This window comes from Streptomyces erythrochromogenes (assembly GCF_036170895.1).
Lineage (GTDB): Bacteria > Actinomycetota > Actinomycetes > Streptomycetales > Streptomycetaceae > Streptomyces > Streptomyces erythrochromogenes.
The window spans coordinates 2,665,665-2,681,661 of the sequence record NZ_CP108036.1 but is presented as its reverse complement, the minus strand read 5'-3'; the positions used below and the strand labels follow the sequence as shown (position 1 = coordinate 2,681,661).

Below are 15,997 nucleotides of genomic sequence, written 5' to 3'. Positions count from 1 at the left end.
GAGCTCAGTTGCGCCGCGCCGTCTGTCCGGGGTCCTTCGATCCCATCCACAACGGACACCTCGACATCATCGGACGCGCCTCCAGGCTGTACGACGTCGTGCACGTCGCCGTGGGGATCAACGAGTCGAAGCAGGGCCTCTTCACCGTCGAGGAGCGGATCGAGCTGATCCGCGAGGCGACGGCGGACTACGGCAACGTCCAGGTGGAGGCCTTCCGCGGACTGCTCGTCGACTTCTGCAAGCAGCGGGACATCCCGGCCATCGTCAAGGGCCTGCGCGCGGTCAGCGACTTCGACTACGAGCTCCAGATGGCCCAGATGAACCTGGGCCTGTCGGGCGTCGAGACGCTGTTCGTCCCGACCATCCCCTCCTACAGCTTTCTGTCCTCCTCGCTGGTCAAGGAGGTCGCGACCTGGGGCGGAGACGTCGCCCACCTGCTGCCGGAGCACGTGCACACGGCGCTCCTGGAGCGGCTGCGCGAGCGCTGACCCCCTGACGGGCCGTCAGTCGGTGTCGGGGGCCCGCCCGCTGGCCTTACAGTCGTCCCGTCCGTCTCAGGAACCGCCTGAGGCCGAGAGAGTGCGAGCCCCCATGGACGTGCAGAAGAAGCTCGACGAGATCGTCGCGGCCGTCGGCGGCGCCCGCTCCATGCCCATGTCGGCCTCCTGCGTGATCAACCGCGCCGAGCTGCTCGCCCAGCTGGAAGAGGTCCGCCAGGCGCTCCCCGGCTCGCTCGCACAGGCCCAGGAGCTCATCGGCGGCCGGGAGCAGATGGTCGAGGACGCCCGCCGGGAGGCGGAGCGGATCATCGACGCGGCCCACAACCAGCGCGGTTCGCTGATCGCCGACACCGAGATCGCACGGCGCTCCCAGGCCGAGGCGGACCGCATCCTGGAGGAGGCCCGCCGGGAGGCCGAGGAGATCCGGGCCGAGGCCGACGACTACGTCGACAGCAAGCTCGCGAACTTCGAGGTCGTGCTGACCAAGACGATCGGCTCGGTGGACCGGGGCCGGGAGAAGCTGCTGGGCCGCGGCCCGGGCCTGGACGAGGACGGCTACCCGGACGCGGACGCGCCCGAGCGCAGCCACGACCCCGAGACGCAGCGGCAGCAGGCGGACGCCTACGTGGACACCAAGCTCGCGACCTTCGAGGCGGTGCTCTCCAAGACCCTGGAGGCCGTGGGCCGCGGCCGCCAGAAGCTGCTCGGCCGGGTCCCGACGGACGACCTGGGCGTGCACATGGCGGCCCAGGACGCGGCGGGGGGCCAGTCCTCCCGCTCCGCGAGCGACTCGGACTTCCTGGCGGGCCTCGCGGAACCGGAGCCCGCGCGCGTGCAGGCGCCGATCCCGGCCCAGCCGGAGCTCCTGTACGACTCGTACGCCTACCAGCAGCCCGCGGCCCAGCAGCAGGACGCCTACTCCTACCAGGACCCGTACGGGGGCTACCAGCAGCAGCCGGACCCGTACTCGGCCTACCAGCAGCAGCCCGACCCGTACGCCGCCTACCAGCAGCCGCAGCAGGCCCAGCACCCGCAGCAGGCCCAGCAGCCCTCGCTCGACGAAACCAGCTTCTTCGACACGAGCATGATCAACCTGGACCAGCTGCGCCAGTACGAACAGGGCCGCTGACACCGGATTGGGCGCACGGCTCCGCTCCGGGTATCCTGGCTCTTCGGTCGCGCGTATGCGTCGCGATCCATGCTGCCCGTGAGCGGCGGAATCTTTGATCTTCAGCGATCTGTGAAAGCAGGAACGGCCCTGAACACCCGCCTCGACCACCGCAACCCCCTCGTGTTCGACACGCACGAGCTGGGTCGGCGTCCTGGTGCCATGCAGCGGTTGTCCCGTGAGATCGACGCACCGGCCGACCTCGGTCTGGCCGACGTGATCGGAGTGCCGGAAGGCGCCCCGGTGAAGCTCAACCTCCGCCTCGAGTCGGTCATGGAAGGGGTGCTCGTCACAGGCACCGTCCGTGCATCGGCGACGGGGGAGTGCGTAAGGTGTCTGGAGACCGTCGAGCGTGAGCTCAAGGCGGACTTCCAGGAGATGTTCTCGTACCCTGACGCCGACGACCGGGGCCGCGCCAAAGCGGAGCCGGCCGACGACGCCGAGGACGACGAGGACACGCTCTTCCTCGAGGACGGTTTGTTCGACCTCGAACCCGTGCTGCGGGACGCGGTGGTGCTCGCACTGCCGATGCAGCCGGTGTGCCGGGAGGACTGTCTCGGACTGTGCCCTGAATGCGGGGCCGGCCTGAACGACGACCCGGACCACCACCACGACGCCGTCGACATCCGTTGGGCGGCATTGCAGGGACTCGTCACCGATCAGGGCGATGAGAAGGACAACATGAGCGGCACTGCGTCTGACGGAGTTCAGAGCGCCGCCGAGAAGCAGGAGAAGTAGCCGTGGCTGTTCCGAAGCGGAAGATGTCGCGCAGCAACACGCGCCACCGCCGGTCGCAGTGGAAGGCTGCGGTCCCCACCCTGGTTTCGTGTGAGCGTTGCCAGGAGCCGAAGCTCCAGCACATCGCGTGCCCGAGCTGCGGCACCTACAACAAGCGCCAGGTCCTCGAGGTCTGAGCGGCTGGTGAGAGGCGCAATGTCTGAGCTGTCCAACGCTGAGAAGCAGGCAGACAGTAACAACGCGGCCTCGTCCCACACGCTTCTGGAAGGGCGGCTCGGGTACCGACTCGAGTCCGCCCTTCTGGTGCGTGCGCTGACCCACCGCTCGTACGCGTACGAGAACGGCGGTCTGCCCACCAACGAACGCCTGGAGTTCCTCGGGGACTCCGTGCTGGGCCTGGTGGTCACGGACACGCTGTACACGACCCACCCGGACCTCCCCGAAGGCCAGCTGGCCAAGCTTCGGGCCGCGGTGGTCAACTCGCGCGCACTGGCGGAGGTCGGGCGCGGCCTCGAACTCGGCTCCTTCATCCGGCTCGGCCGGGGCGAAGAGGGCACGGGCGGCCGGGACAAGGCCTCCATCCTCGCCGACACCCTTGAAGCGGTCATCGGCGCGGTCTACCTCGACCAGGGCCTCGACGCGGCCTCGGAGCTGGTCCACCGGCTCTTCGACCCGCTCATCGAGAAGTCCTCGAACCTCGGGGCCGGCCTGGACTGGAAGACCAGCCTCCAGGAGCTCACGGCGGCCGAAGGTCTTGGCGTACCGGAATACCTGGTCACCGAGACCGGCCCGGACCACGAGAAGACCTTCACTGCTGCCGCCCGCGTCGGTGGTGTCTCGTACGGCACCGGCACCGGCCGCAGCAAGAAGGAAGCGGAACAGCAGGCCGCGGAGTCCGCTTGGCGCGGGATCCGCGCCGCGGCGGACGAGCGGATCGCGGCGGCAGCGGCCGCCGTTCCGGCAGAGGTCCCGGCTTCGGCCGAGACCGTGGGCGGCGGGGTGCCGACGCCCGCCGATCCGGCGCCGGACGCCTGACCTTCCTTCGGGTATTCCATCGCCCGCCCCTGCACAGCAGGGGCGGGCGATGCCGTTTCCGGGCGGCCGGTACGCTCGCGGCAGCGCCCAGATCCGCACTCACCGGAGGTTCCCCGTGCCCGAGCTGCCCGAAGTCGAAGTCGTGCGACGGGGGCTCGAACGCTGGGTCGCCGGCCGGACCGTCGAGGCCGTCGAGGTCCTGCACCCGCGTGCGGTGAGGCGCCATCCGGGCGGCGGGGCCGACTTCGCGGCACGGCTGCGGGGGGAGACCCTCGGGGTCCCGCAGCGGCGCGGGAAGTACCTGTGGCTGCCCCTGGCGGGGCGGGACCTGTCGGTGCTCGGGCACCTGGGCATGAGCGGGCAGCTGCTCGTGCAGCCCGAGGACGCCCCCGACGAGAAGCACCTGCGGATCCGGGTGCGCTTCGGGGACGACGCCGGGACGGAGCTGCGCTTCGTGGACCAGCGGACCTTCGGCGGGCTCTCGCTGCACGAGACCGTGGCCGACAGCGCCGAGGGCCTGCCCGACGTCATCGCGCACATCGCGCGCGACCCCCTGGATCCGCTGTTCGACGAGACGGCCTACCACCTCGCGCTGCGGGCCAAGCGGACCACCGTCAAGCGGGCGCTGCTGGACCAGTCGCTGATCAGCGGGGTCGGCAACATCTACGCGGACGAAGCGCTGTGGCGCTCGAAGCTGCACTACGAGCGCCCGACGGCCAACCTCACGCGCCCCCGGAGTACGGAACTCCTCGGCCATGTCCGGGACGTCATGAACGCGGCACTCGCCGTGGGCGGCACGAGCTTCGACAGCCTGTACGTCAACGTGAACGGCGAGTCGGGGTACTTCGACCGTTCGCTCGACGCCTACGGGCGCGAGGACGAGCCCTGCCGGCGCTGCGGCACCCCGATGCGGCGGCGGCCGTGGATGAACAGGTCGAGCTACTTCTGCCCGCGCTGTCAGCGGCCGCCGCGGGTCGCGTCGTAGGAGTCCCGGGCGGACAGCACCGCCGGCATGCTCCCCTCCAGGTGGTGGATCAGCGCGAGGAGCCGGTCCGCCACCTCGACGCCGAGGGGGGTCAGTTCGTAGTCCACGCGCGGCGGGTTGGTCGGCTGCGCCTCGCGGTGGACGATCCCGTCGCGCTCCAGCGCGTGCAGGGTCTGCGACAGCATCTTCTCGCTCACGCCCTCCACCCGGCGGCGCAGCTCGTTGAAGCGGACCGGACCCTCGCGCAGGGCGCCCACGGTGAGGCTTCCCCAGCGGCCGGTGACGTGTTCCAGCGTCTCCCGGGACGGGCAGGAGCGGGCGAACACGTCGAACGGCAGCTCGCAGTGCTCGGCTTCGGCTTCGGTACAGGCAGGGGTCTCCATAGAACAAGCGTACCCGCAGGTAGCGCTAACTCGGAGCTTGCGCTTTCGAAAAGTTAGTGGTTCTCTGCTACTCGTCGCGGCGCGCCCCGTGCTGCGACGGGAGCCTTCCCGAGGGAGAGATCAGCCTTGTCCGGTATCACGCACACCCCCGTCGTCTCGATCGCCTACCACTCCGGCTACGGCCACACCGCTGTCGTCGCAGAGGCGGTCCGCAGCGGCGCCGTCGACGCCGGGGCGACCGTCCACCTGATCAAGGTCGACGAGATCGACGACGCGCAGTGGGAGCTGCTCGACGCCTCCGACGCGATCGTCTTCGGTTCTCCGACCTACATGGGCACCGCCTCGGGCGCCTTCCACGTCTTCGCCGAGGCCTCCTCGAAGCGCTGGTTCGGCGACGCCTGGCAGGACAAGGTCGCGGCGGGCTTCACCAACTCCGCCTCGAAGAGCGGCGACAAGCTGCACACGCTGCAGTTCTTCCAGGTGCTGGCCGCGCAGCACGGCATGAACTGGGTCAACCTGGGCCTGAAGCCGGGCTGGAACTCCAGCACGGCCTCCGAGAACGACCTCAACCGCCTGGGCTTCTTCTCCGGCGCGGCCGCCCAGTCCAACTCGGACGAGGGTGCCGACGCCGTCCACAAGGCCGACATCGCGACGGCGGAGCACCTGGGCCGCCGCGTGGCCGAGCACGCCCGCATCGTCGTCGCGGGCCGCGCGGCCCTGGCGGCCGCGTCCGTCTGACCCCTGCTGTCAGAAGCCGAAGTCCTGGGTCCACCAGGGGCCGCCGGCGGCGAAGTGGGCGCCGACGCCCAGGGTGCGGAACTCGCAGTTGAGGATGTTCGCCTTGTGGCCCGGGCTGTTCATCCAGGCCCTCATCACGGACTCCGCATCGCCCTGGCCGCGGGCTATGTTCTCGCCGCCGAGGCCCGAGAGGCCGGCCTTCGCGGCACGGTCCCAGGGGGTGTTGCCCTCGGGGTCGTCGTGGCCGAAGAAGCCGCGGGCGGCCATGTCCTTGCTGAAGGCGCCGGCCAGCGCCGCCAGCGGCGGGTTGGCGCGGACCGGGCCGCAGCCCGCCTGGGCGCGCTCCTGGTTCACCAGGGTGACGACGGCCGCCTCCTCCGCCGAGTGGGTGTCGAGGCTCGGCCGGGTCGCGGTGGCGGTGGGGGCCGGCGCGGAGGGCGCCGGGGCCTGGGTCTTCTTCGGAGCCTCGGTCTGCTTCGGGGCCTCGGTGGAGGGGACCGGTGCGGCCGGGACCGGGGCGGCCGGGGTCCGGCGCGTGGTGCTGGGCGATGCGGCCGGCGGCGTGTTGCTGGGTGATGCGGCCGGCGGTGTAGTGCTGGGGGACGCCTTCCGGGGTGCGGACGCCGAGGGGGTCGGCGAGGCCGGCGCGGAGGGCGAGGCCGGAGGCGTCGCGGAGGGGGAGGGCGCGCTGCTCGTCGCCGAGCCGCGGCCGGACAGGCTCGCCAGGCCGCCCTGCCGGTCGATCACGGAGTCGGAGGCGGAGTCGGGTGTGGCCTTGGCCGCCCCGGTCTTCACCGTGGTGTCCGTGGTGCTGACGCCCACATAGGGGAAGGAGGCGCCGACCGGCACCATGCCGGTCGTGACGGCCGCGGCGCCCAGGGCGACGGCCACCGAGACCCCCAGCAGGCCGGTGCGCAGGGCGGTGCCGCGCTTGCCGCCGCGGCGCGGCGCGGCGTGGAGTCCGTGGCGTCCCATCGGTGTCGTGCCTTCCTGACCGGATCAAGATCGTCCCTTACCCACCCAAATGGGTGAGTTCATTGGTGCGCGACTGTACGCCATGGGGCCCTGGGGGCGATGTGACCGGAAAGTTCGCTCCCGGTTAGCGTTCACGCATGAATGAAGAGGTCCGTCTGACCGCCTGGGTGCGCGGCCGTGTGCAGGGAGTGGGCTTCCGCTGGTTCACCAGGGAGAACGCCCTGGAGATCGGGGGGGTGGTCGGCTTCGCGCTCAACCTCGACGACGGGCGAGTACAGGTGGTCGCCGAAGGTCAACGTGAGAATTGCCACCGGCTGCTGGACTGGTTGCGGTCCTCCGACACGCCCGGCCGGGTGGACGGGGTGACAGAGATCTGGGGTACACCGCGCGGTGGCTACGACGGCTTCGGGATGCGGTGAGCGATCGACTGATCATGCACTCATCACATCTCCGATCGCCCGGACCCGGTCGGAACTGGGCATTCGTCGTCGACGCGTTGCCGTCGCGGACGATTCGTGGAAGGCTCGGAGATGAGGATGATCTCCACGCCCCTTGCGGGGGCCGGGGTGCCCGCCGATACGGGGCGTGATCGTGTTGACCGTCAAACTTTTTGGTGAGACGCTGGAAGCCCCGCGCACCTGAGCTGTTTGGCAGTGCTGGCAGTAGTAAGCGCAGTGACTGACAGTCGCTGCCGGACATCCGCGGGTGCGATTCCCTCACGACCCACACCGCTTCGGTCGGTCACTCAGTGTGGAGGACCATCCATCATGGCAAAGGCGCTTCTCGGTTACGTCGGCGGTTCCGACCCGCGACTCCTCGCCGAGATGCGACGGCTTCAGCAGCGCGTCCAGGACCTCGAGTCCGAGCTCGTACGGATTCAGTCCGAAAATGACGCGCTGAACGCGGCCGCCGCTCAGCACGACGGAGACTCGCTGCTGGACAGCATCGACATCGACGTACCCCAGGCGGAGCCTGCGCTCACCTGATCCGCGCTCACTCGTCGCTCGAATCCAGCCCCGCATGATCTGCAAGGGACGCTCCGGCGTCCCTTCTTTCTTTGGACTCCGCATCAGGGACCACAGGGCCAGGTGGGGGGCCCGATGCCTTTGACGTCAGTCGTGCCCTGCACCTTCATGGGTGAAACCGAACGTGAAAGGTAGAGTCCGGCGGCGTGCACCTCAAGTCCCTGACCCTGCGTGGCTTCAAGTCCTTCGCCTCCGCCACCACCCTGCGCTTCGAACCCGGCATCACCTGCGTCGTGGGTCCGAACGGCTCGGGCAAGTCCAACGTCGTCGACGCGCTGTCCTGGGTCATGGGCGAACAAGGGGCCAAGTCCCTGCGGGGCGGGAAGATGGAGGACGTCATCTTCGCCGGGACCACCGGCCGTCCGCCGCTCGGGCGCGCCGAGGTCTCCCTGACGATCGACAACTCCGACGGCGCGCTGCCCATCGACTACGCCGAAGTCACCATCACCCGGATCATGTTCCGCGGCGGCAGCAGCGAGTACCAGATCAACGGTGACACCTGCCGTCTGCTCGACATCCAGGAGCTGCTCTCCGACTCCGGCATCGGCCGCGAGATGCACGTCATCGTCGGGCAGGGCCAGCTGGACTCCGTCCTGCACGCCGACCCCATGGGCCGCCGCGCCTTCATCGAGGAGGCGGCCGGCGTACTGAAGCACCGCAAGCGCAAGGAGAAGGCGCTGCGGAAGCTCGACGCGATGCAGGCCAACCTCGCCCGCGTACAGGACCTCGGCGACGAGCTGCGCAGACAGCTCAAGCCCCTGGGGCGCCAGGCGGCCGTCGCCCGGCGGGCGGCCGTGATCCAGGCCGACCTGCGCGACGCGCGGCTGCGCCTGCTCGCCGACGACCTGGTCGCCCTGCGGCGCGCGCTCGACGCGGAGATCGCGGACGAGGCCGCCCTCAAGGAGCGCAAGGAGGCCGCCGAGGCCCAGCTCGCGGGAGCGCTGCGGCGCGAGGCCGAGTTGGAGGAGGCGGTGCGGGAACTCACCCCGAGGCTCCAGCGGGCACAGCAGACCTGGTACGACCTGTCGCAGCTCGCCGAACGGGTACGGGGCACCGCGTCCCTGGCGGACGCGCGGGTCAAGAGCGCCACGGCGCCCGTCGAGGAGGAGCGCAGGGGACGCGACCCCGAGGACATGGAGCGGGAGGCCGAGCGGATCCGCGAGCAGGAGGCGGAGCTGATGGCCGCCCTGGAGGCGGCCTCGCGGGCCCTGGAGGACACCACCGGGCACCGCGCGGAGCTGGAGCGGGAGCTGGCCGAGGAGGAACGCCGGCTGCGGGACGCCGCGCGGGCCATCGCCGACCGGCGAGAGGGGCTGGCCCGGCTGACCGGGCGGCTCGGCGCCGCCCGCTCCCGGGCCGGGGCGGCCCAGGCCGAGATCGACCGGCTCGCCCTGGCGCGGGACGAGGCGCAGAGCCGGGCCGAGGACGCGCAGGCGGAGTACGAGGCGCTGGCGGAGGAGGTCGGCGGGCTCGACGACCCGTCGGCGGAGGCGGACCACGAGGCGGCGCGGGCACAGCTGGGGGAGGCCGAGGCCGCGCTCGGCGCCGCGCGGGAGGCGCTGGCGACGGCGGAGCGCTCGCGGGCGGCGGTGTCGGCCCGCCGGGACGCGCTGGCGCTGGGGCTGCGCCGCAAGGACGGTACGGGGGCGCTGCTCGCGGCCCGCGAGAGGCTGGCCGGTGTGCTCGGGCCGGCGGCGGAGCGGCTGTCGGTGACCCCCGGCTACGAAGCCGCCGTGGCCGCTGCGCTCGGCTCGGCGGCGGACGCGCTGGCGGTGGCCTCCCCGTCGGCGGCGGCCGGGGCGATCCGCCACCTGCGCGACGCGGACGCGGGCCGCGCCACGCTCCTGATCGCCCCGCCGACCGCCCTCCCGGGCGGGGGCGCGGGCCGTGGGGCACCCCTGCCGGGCCAGGGCTCCGGACCGGACGCCGCATCCGAGGACCACGCCCCGGACGCGGGCGCATCGGCTGCGCTGCCGGGTCGGGGTGCGGCGCCCGGGCCCGCGGCTCCAGCCGCCGACACCCTCCCCGGTGCGGGCAGCGCGGCACGCCTGCCGGGTCGGGGTTCCGAGCTCGGAGCTGCTCCGGCCCACCCGGCGGCGGGGCCGGTGTCCGCGCCGGACGCCGCCGCCGAGGGGCCTTCGGCGGACGCGGGCGGATCGGCTGCGGCGGACGAGGCGCAGCCGGGCCCGGGGAGTTCTGCGTCCGCGGCCGTGGCCGCGCCGGATGCTTTCCCGACCGCCCGGATCGCGTACCGAGGGGGATCGGCGGCCCTGGCGGGCGAAGCCCTCGCCGGCCGGACCGCGGCATCGGTGCCTGTCGTGGATCCCGCCCGCCCGGCTCGGAGCGGGCCCGGCGCCGTTGCGGTGGGTGCGGGCCTGGCCGCCGGGAGCGCGGGGTCCGCAGCTGCTGCCTCGGCCGGGCCGGGTGAGGCCTCGGGAACCGTCCCCCGACCGGCCGCCGGACCGGACGGGCCGGTGCCCCTCGTGGCGCTGGTGTCCGGGGACGAGGAGGTGCGGCGGGCGTTGGCCTGGGTGCTGCGCGACCACGTCGTCGTCGGCACGCTCGACGAGGCCGAGGCGCTCGTCGCGCAGCGCCCCGACGCCGTGGCCGTGACCGTCGAGGGCGACGTCCTCGGTGCGCACCTCGCGCAGGGCGGATCCGCCGGGGCGCCCAGCCTGATCGAGGTGCAGGCTGCCGTCGACGAGGCCGCGGCGGAGCTGACCCGGTTGGGCGTGCGGTGCGAGGAGCTCGCCGCCGTGCAGGTCGCCGCGCAGTCCCGGCGGCAGGACGCGGCCGCCCTGGTGGAGGAGCTCGCCGAACGGCGGCGCGCCGCGGAGCAGGCCCGGGCCGGGGTCGCCCAGCAGCTCGGACGGCTCGCCGGGCAGGCGAAGGGCGCCGCCGGCGAGGCGGAGCGCGGCGCGGCCGCCGCGGCCAAGGCCCAGGACGCCCTGGAACAGGCGCTGGCCGAGGTCGAGGAGTGCGCGGAGCGGCTCGCCGTCGCAGAGGAGATGCCGGTGGAGGAGGAGCCGGACAGCTCCCGCCGGGACCGGCTCGCGGCCGACGGGGCCAACGCCCGCCAGACCGAGATGGAGGCCCGGCTCCAGCTGCGCACCCACGAGGAGCGGGTCAAGGGGCTGGCCGGACGGGCCGATTCCCTCGACCGGGCGGCCCGGGCGGAACGCGAGGCCCGGACCCGTGCCGAACGCCGCCGCGCGCGCCGGCGCCACGAGGCGGACGTGGCGAGCGCGGTGGCCGACGGGGCCCGCCAGCTCCTCGCCCATGTGGAGGTCTCCCTCCGCAGGGCCGACGAGGAGCGCGCCCTGGCCGAGCGGGCCAAGGGGCTGCGCGAGCGCGAGCTCGCCGACGCGCGCACGGCCGGCCGCGACCTGAAGGGCGAGCTCGACAAGCTGACCGATTCCGTTCACCGCGGCGAGGTGCTCGGTGCCGAGCAGCGGTTGCGCATCGAGGCCCTGGAGGCCAAGGCGCTGGAGGAGTTCGGCATGGAGCCCCGCGCGCTCGTCGCCGAGTACGGCCCGGACCAGCCGGTGCCCCCGTCCCCGCCGGCCGACGGCGAGGAGCTCCCGCAGGACCCCGAGCACCCCCGAAACCGGCCGGGGGCCTTCGTCCGGGCGCAGCAGGAGAAGCGGTTCAAGGCGGCCGAACGGGCGTACCAGCAGCTCGGCAAGGTCAATCCGCTGGCCCTGGAGGAGTTCGCGGCGCTGGAAGAGCGCCACAAGTTCCTCAGCGAGCAGCTGGAGGATCTCCGCAAGACCCGAGCCGATCTCCTTCAAGTGGTGAAGGAGGTCGACGAGCGCGTCGAGCAGGTGTTCACCGAGGCCTACCGGGACACGGCCCGTGAATTCGAGGGGGTGTTCTCGCGCTTGTTCCCGGGCGGCGAGGGCAGGTTGGTCCTGACCGACCCGGACAACATGCTGACAACCGGGGTGGACGTGGAGGCCCGCCCCCCGGGCAAGAAGGTCAAGCGCCTGTCGTTGCTCTCCGGCGGCGAGCGCTCCCTGACGGCCGTGGCACTGCTGGTGTCGATCTTCAAGGCGCGCCCCAGCCCGTTCTACGTGATGGACGAGGTCGAGGCCGCGCTCGACGACACCAACCTGCAGCGGCTCATCCGGATCATGGAGGAACTCCAGGAGAGTTCACAGCTGATCGTGATCACCCACCAAAAGCGGACGATGGAGGTCGCGGACGCGCTCTACGGCGTCTCCATGCAGGGCGACGGGGTCTCCAAGGTCATCAGCCAGCGGCTGCGCTGACGAGCATTTAGTTCAAGAAGTGAATTCATGGGGACCGCTCTGTGCTTCACGGGAAGTTCATCCCGGGTATTGACTTCAGAAACTGAACGCATAGGCTCGCTCCGCTGTCCCCCGCCTTCGGGTGGTGCCCGATCTTGAACTGTGCGCCACTGTAAGGACGGACGAAACCCCCACGGAGCACACCTTGACCAGCAGCACTGCGCAGAGCCCGGCGTCCGGCGGCGGGTCCTCGCCCCGTCCCGACCACCTCGGCCACGTCATCTTCATCACCGCGGCCGCTGCCATGGGCGGCTTCCTCTTCGGGTACGACAGCTCCGTCATCAACGGCGCCGTCGTCGCGATCCGCGAGCGCTTCGACGTGGGCCCGGAGGCGCTCGCCCAGGTGATCGCCGCCGCGCTGATCGGCTGCGCCATCGGCGCCGCCACCGCGGGGCGGCTCGCTGACCGGATCGGCCGAATCCGGTGCATGCAGATCGCGGCCGTCCTCTTCACCGCCAGCGCCATCGGTTCGGCCCTGCCGTTCGCCCTCTGGGACCTCGCCATGTGGCGCGTGATCGGCGGCTTCGGCATCGGCATGGCCTCGGTCATCGGCCCCGCCTACATCGCAGAGGTCTCCCCGCCCGCCTATCGAGGCCGGCTCGCCTCCTTCCAGCAGGCCGCCATCGTCATCGGCATCGCCGTCTCCCAGCTCGTCAACTGGGGCATCCTCAACCTCGCGGACGGCGACCAGCGCGGCGAGATCGGCGGCCTGGAGGCCTGGCAGTGGATGCTGGGCGTCATGGTCGTCCCGGCCGTGCTCTACGGGCTGCTCTCCTTCGTCATCCCGGAGTCCCCGCGCTTCCTGGTCTCCGTCGGCCGTACCGACGAGGCCAAGAAGGTGCTGGCCGAGGTCGAGGGTTCCAAGATCGACCTGGACGGGCGCGTCCGCGAGATCGAGCACGCGATGCACTCCGAGCACAAGTCCACCTTCAAGGACCTGCTCGGCGGCCGCTTCGCCTTCCTGCCCATCGTCTGGATCGGCATCGGCCTCTCGGTCTTCCAGCAGCTCGTCGGCATCAACGTGATCTTCTACTACAGCTCCTCGCTGTGGCAGTCCGTCGGCATCGACCCGAGCAGCTCGTTCCTCTACTCCTTCACCACGTCGATCATCAACATCATCGGTACCGTGATCGCGATGATCTTCGTCGACCGGATCGGTCGCAAGCCGCTCGCCCTCATCGGCTCGGCGGGCATGGCCGTCTCCCTCGGCCTGTGCGCGTGGGCGTTCTCCTTCACCTCCGGCACCGGCGACGACATCACCATGCCCGACGCGCAGGCCACGGTGGCCCTGGTCGCCGCGCACGCCTTCGTGCTCTTCTTCGCCCTGTCCTGGGGCGTGGTGGTCTGGGTGCTGCTCGGCGAGATGTTCCCCAACCGCATCCGTGCCGCGGCGCTCGGCGTCGCCGCCTCGGCCCAGTGGATCGCCAACTGGGTCATCACCGTCTCGTTCCCGTCCCTCGCGGACTGGAGCCTGTCCGGCGCGTACGTGATCTACACCGTCTTCGCACTGCTCTCGATCCCGTTCGTCCTCAAGTGGGTGCCGGAGACCAAGGGCAAGGCGCTGGAGGAGATGGGGTAACCATCCCCGCCACCACCCCTTCTCCTCGGTACTGCCCCGGCTCAGCCCTTGAGCCGGGGCAGTACCTGTTCGCACAGCAGGTGCAGGCTGCGCCAGCCCTCGTCCAGCGGCATACCGCCGCACAGCGGGTGCAGCACCAGGTTCCCCGCCTCACCCGCGCCCCGGCCGTACGCGACCGCCTCGTCCGGGGTCAGGACCCGGTAGACGCCCTCCGCGCGCAGCTCCGCCACCGAGCGCGCGGACGACCGTACGGCGCTGCGGATGTCCTTGGACTGCCAGGACGCGTACATGCCCGCCTCGTGCAGGAAGTGCTCGCCGTGCTCGGCCCACACGCGGTCCGGGTCCTCGGCGATGTGCAGCAGCGGGGTCTCGGCCGCCGGCATCATGCAGAAGCCCTCCGTGCCGTACTCCGCCAGCCGTGCCGTGTAGTACGCCTCCAGCTCCGGCAGGTGCGCGCTGGGGAAGAAGGGCAGCCCGAGGCGGGCGGCGCGCCGCGCGGCGGCCTGCGAGCTGCCGCCCACCAGGAGCAGCGGGTGCGGCCGGGTGAAGGGCGCCGGGGTGACCCGTACCGTGCGGCCGCGGAACTCGAACGGCTCGCCGGTCCACGCCTTCAGCAGGGTCTCCAGCAGCTCGTCCTGGAGCCGGCCGCGCCGGCCCCACTCCACGCCGTGCTGCTCGTACTCCTCGGGCCGGTAGCCGATCCCGGCGACGGTGACCAGGCGCCCGCCGCTCAGCAGGTCGAGGACGGCGATGTCCTCGGCGACCTTCAGCGGGTCGTAGAGCGGGCCGATGATCGCCGAGACGGTGACCGCGATCCGGCGGGTCGCGCCGAAGACCGCGCCCGCGAAGGCGAAGGGGGAGGGCAGCCAGTTGTTGTCCGTGCCGTGGTGCTCCTCGGTCTGGACGGTGTCGATCCCGCGGTCGTCCGCGTAGCGGGCCATCTCCAGGGCCGCCTTGTAGCGGGCGGAGAGTGACTCGGGGGTGCCGTCGGGGTCGACGAGATTGAACCGGGCCACGGTGATGGGCATGGAGAAGTCCCCCTTCGCCGGATGGGGTGGGCTGGCGAAGGGGGACGTTAGCTGACGTGGCGTCAGTTGGACAGGGATCCGGCGAGCTCGGGCTCCTGCTCCGGCGCGGGGTCCGGACCGGCGGGCGCCGTGCGGGGCAGTACGGCGTACAGCGCGCCGGAGGTCACGATGCCGGCCACCCAGCCGAGGCCGTTCTGCCCGATCCAGGTGGTGGCGAGCGGCCCGCTGAACCAGTCCACCTTGGTGAACAGCAGACCCACCACCAGGGCGATCGCCCACGCCGTCATGGCCTGCCAGGCAAAGCCGCCCTTGTACCAGTAGGCACTGGTCCGCGTGGTGTCCAGCAGCGCGGGCCCGTCGTAGTCCGTGCGCCGCAGCATGTCCACGCCGAAGACGCCGATCCACGCCGAGAAGGCCACGGCCAGCAGGGTCAGGAAGGAGATGAACGAGCCGAAGAAGCTGGTCGCGACCACCATCAGCAGGAAGCCGAAGACCAGGCTGATGACCGCGTTGACGCTGACCGCCCAGGCACGCGGAACCTTGATGCCGAGGGTCTGCGCGGTGAAGCCGGCCGAGTACATGGACATCGAGTTGATCAGCAGCATGCCGACGAGCGCGATCAGCAGGTACGGGACCGCGATCCAGGTGGGCAGCAGCTCGCCGATGAAGGACACCGGGTCCTGGGCGGTGGCCAGGTCCGGGGTGCCGACGGCCATGACCGCGCCCATCAGGACCATCGGGAGCACGACGATGCCGGCGCCGCCGATCGTCGCGCCGACCATGCCCTTGGAGGAGGCGGTGCGCGGCAGGTAGCGGGTGAAGTCGGGGCCCGAGGGCACCCAGCTGATGCCGCCGGCCGCGATGGTGCCGATGCCCGCGACCATCATCGCGGTGGAGCCGGCCGGCTTGCCGAAGACGGCCGACCAGTCCGTGGTGAAGAGCAGGTAGCCGAGGACGAGCACGCTGAAGGCGCCGAAGAGGTACGTGGACCACTTCGAGCACGCCCGCAGGGCGCTGATGCCGAGGCCCGAGACCACGAAGGTGCAGCCCACGAAGAACAGCAGGGTGACCACGATGAGGGTGGTGTTGCTCTTGATCCCGAAGAGCAGGTCCAGCACGGTCAGCACGGCGTAGGCGCCGCTGACCGCGTTGATGGTCTCCCAGCCCCAGCGGGCCACCCAGATCAGGGAGCCGGGGAAGAGGTTGCCGCGCTGCCCGAAGACGGCCCGCGAGAGGGCCATGCCGGGAGCCCCGCCGCGCTTGCCCGCGATCGATATCAGGCCGACGATCCCGTACGACACGACCGGTGCGGCCACGGCGACGACGAGCACCTGCCAGATGTTGAGCTTGTTGAAGATCACCAAACCGGCGCCCATGGTCAGCAGCAGCACGCTGATGTTGGCGGCGACCCAGGTGGGGACCAGTTCGCGGACCCGGCCGCCGCGCTCGCCGTCCGGGACGGGCTCCAGGCCGCGGGTCTCTATCGCGGTTTCGTTTCCGCCGTCGGCGGGCTCGGCAGGCATGCGTCTGCTC

General features: G+C 71.6%; 15 protein-coding genes. 11 read left to right on the top strand and 4 right to left on the bottom strand.

Annotated features, from left to right (window positions below; translation table 11 throughout):
* The first annotated feature begins 8 nt into the window (after positions 1-8).
* From coaD to mutM, 6 genes are all read left to right on the top strand, one after another.
* Entirely contained in the window at positions 9-488 is a 480-nt protein-coding gene (coaD, locus tag OHA91_RS11840; RefSeq protein WP_031148664.1) for a pantetheine-phosphate adenylyltransferase, read from the top strand.
* A 103-nt stretch (positions 489-591) separates the two neighbouring features.
* On the top strand, positions 592-1,629 hold the full coding sequence (locus OHA91_RS11835; RefSeq protein ID WP_328739217.1) for an ATP synthase subunit B family protein: 1,038 nt from the start codon (positions 592-594) through the stop codon (positions 1,627-1,629).
* Between the two features lie 69 nt (positions 1,630-1,698).
* Entirely contained in the window at positions 1,699-2,406 is a 708-nt protein-coding gene (locus OHA91_RS11830; protein WP_051893017.1) for a YceD family protein, read from the top strand.
* Between the two features lie 2 nt (positions 2,407-2,408).
* The gene (gene rpmF, locus OHA91_RS11825; protein WP_003965982.1) at positions 2,409-2,582 is read left to right on the top strand and encodes a 50S ribosomal protein L32; all 174 of its coding nucleotides are present in this window, start codon (positions 2,409-2,411) and stop codon (positions 2,580-2,582) included.
* Positions 2,583-2,601: 19 nt separating this feature from the next.
* Positions 2,602-3,441, top strand: a complete 840-nt coding sequence (rnc, locus tag OHA91_RS11820) for a ribonuclease III (RefSeq protein ID WP_031148671.1) — start codon at positions 2,602-2,604, stop codon at positions 3,439-3,441.
* Between the two features lie 115 nt (positions 3,442-3,556).
* Positions 3,557-4,426 carry a bifunctional DNA-formamidopyrimidine glycosylase/DNA-(apurinic or apyrimidinic site) lyase gene (gene mutM, locus OHA91_RS11815; protein WP_031148673.1) on the top strand — a complete coding sequence of 290 codons (870 nt, stop codon included), beginning with the start codon at positions 3,557-3,559 and terminating at the stop codon, positions 4,424-4,426.
* Here mutM and OHA91_RS11810 read toward each other — a convergent pair.
* Positions 4,399-4,809 carry a winged helix-turn-helix transcriptional regulator gene (locus OHA91_RS11810; protein ID WP_031148675.1) on the bottom strand — a complete coding sequence of 137 codons (411 nt, stop codon included), beginning with the start codon at positions 4,807-4,809 and terminating at the stop codon, positions 4,399-4,401. The two genes, mutM and OHA91_RS11810, sit on opposite strands and share 28 nt — an antisense overlap.
* Positions 4,810-4,944: 135 nt before the next feature.
* Here OHA91_RS11810 and OHA91_RS11805 point away from each other — a divergent pair, with 135 nt between their 5' ends.
* Positions 4,945-5,547: a flavodoxin family protein gene (locus tag OHA91_RS11805; RefSeq protein WP_455753590.1), complete on the top strand. Its 603-nt coding sequence runs from the start codon at positions 4,945-4,947 to the stop codon at positions 5,545-5,547.
* A 9-nt stretch (positions 5,548-5,556) separates the two neighbouring features.
* On the opposite strand, the gene OHA91_RS11800 is transcribed toward OHA91_RS11805, so the two are convergent.
* Positions 5,557-6,522, bottom strand: coding sequence for a CAP domain-containing protein (locus OHA91_RS11800; protein WP_031148679.1), 966 nt, complete (start codon positions 6,520-6,522; stop codon positions 5,557-5,559).
* A 137-nt stretch (positions 6,523-6,659) separates the two neighbouring features.
* On the opposite strand from OHA91_RS11800, the gene OHA91_RS11795 reads away from it, so the two are divergent.
* The 4 genes from OHA91_RS11795 (at position 6,660) to OHA91_RS11780 (ending at position 13,436) form a co-directional block, all read left to right on the top strand.
* The gene (locus OHA91_RS11795; RefSeq protein ID WP_078909436.1) at positions 6,660-6,941 is read left to right on the top strand and encodes an acylphosphatase; all 282 of its coding nucleotides are present in this window, start codon (positions 6,660-6,662) and stop codon (positions 6,939-6,941) included.
* 348 nt (positions 6,942-7,289) lie between these two features.
* Complete coding sequence (locus tag OHA91_RS11790) at positions 7,290-7,508, top strand: hypothetical protein (RefSeq protein ID WP_030032603.1); 219 nt, start codon at positions 7,290-7,292, stop codon at positions 7,506-7,508.
* Between the two features lie 185 nt (positions 7,509-7,693).
* Positions 7,694-11,818, top strand: coding sequence for an AAA family ATPase (locus OHA91_RS11785; protein WP_328739216.1), 4,125 nt, complete (start codon positions 7,694-7,696; stop codon positions 11,816-11,818).
* Positions 11,819-12,002: 184 nt separating this feature from the next.
* Positions 12,003-13,436: a sugar porter family MFS transporter gene (locus tag OHA91_RS11780; protein WP_266497191.1), complete on the top strand. Its 1,434-nt coding sequence runs from the start codon at positions 12,003-12,005 to the stop codon at positions 13,434-13,436.
* 41 nt (positions 13,437-13,477) lie between these two features.
* On the opposite strand, the gene OHA91_RS11775 is transcribed toward OHA91_RS11780, so the two are convergent.
* Together OHA91_RS11775 and OHA91_RS11770 are read right to left on the bottom strand one after the other, a co-directional pair.
* Positions 13,478-14,464: an LLM class flavin-dependent oxidoreductase gene (locus OHA91_RS11775; protein ID WP_031148687.1), complete on the bottom strand. Its 987-nt coding sequence runs from the start codon at positions 14,462-14,464 to the stop codon at positions 13,478-13,480.
* 62 nt (positions 14,465-14,526) lie between these two features.
* Entirely contained in the window at positions 14,527-15,987 is a 1,461-nt protein-coding gene (locus tag OHA91_RS11770) for a purine-cytosine permease family protein (RefSeq protein ID WP_031148689.1), read from the bottom strand.
* Positions 15,988-15,997: the final 10 nt, after the last annotated feature.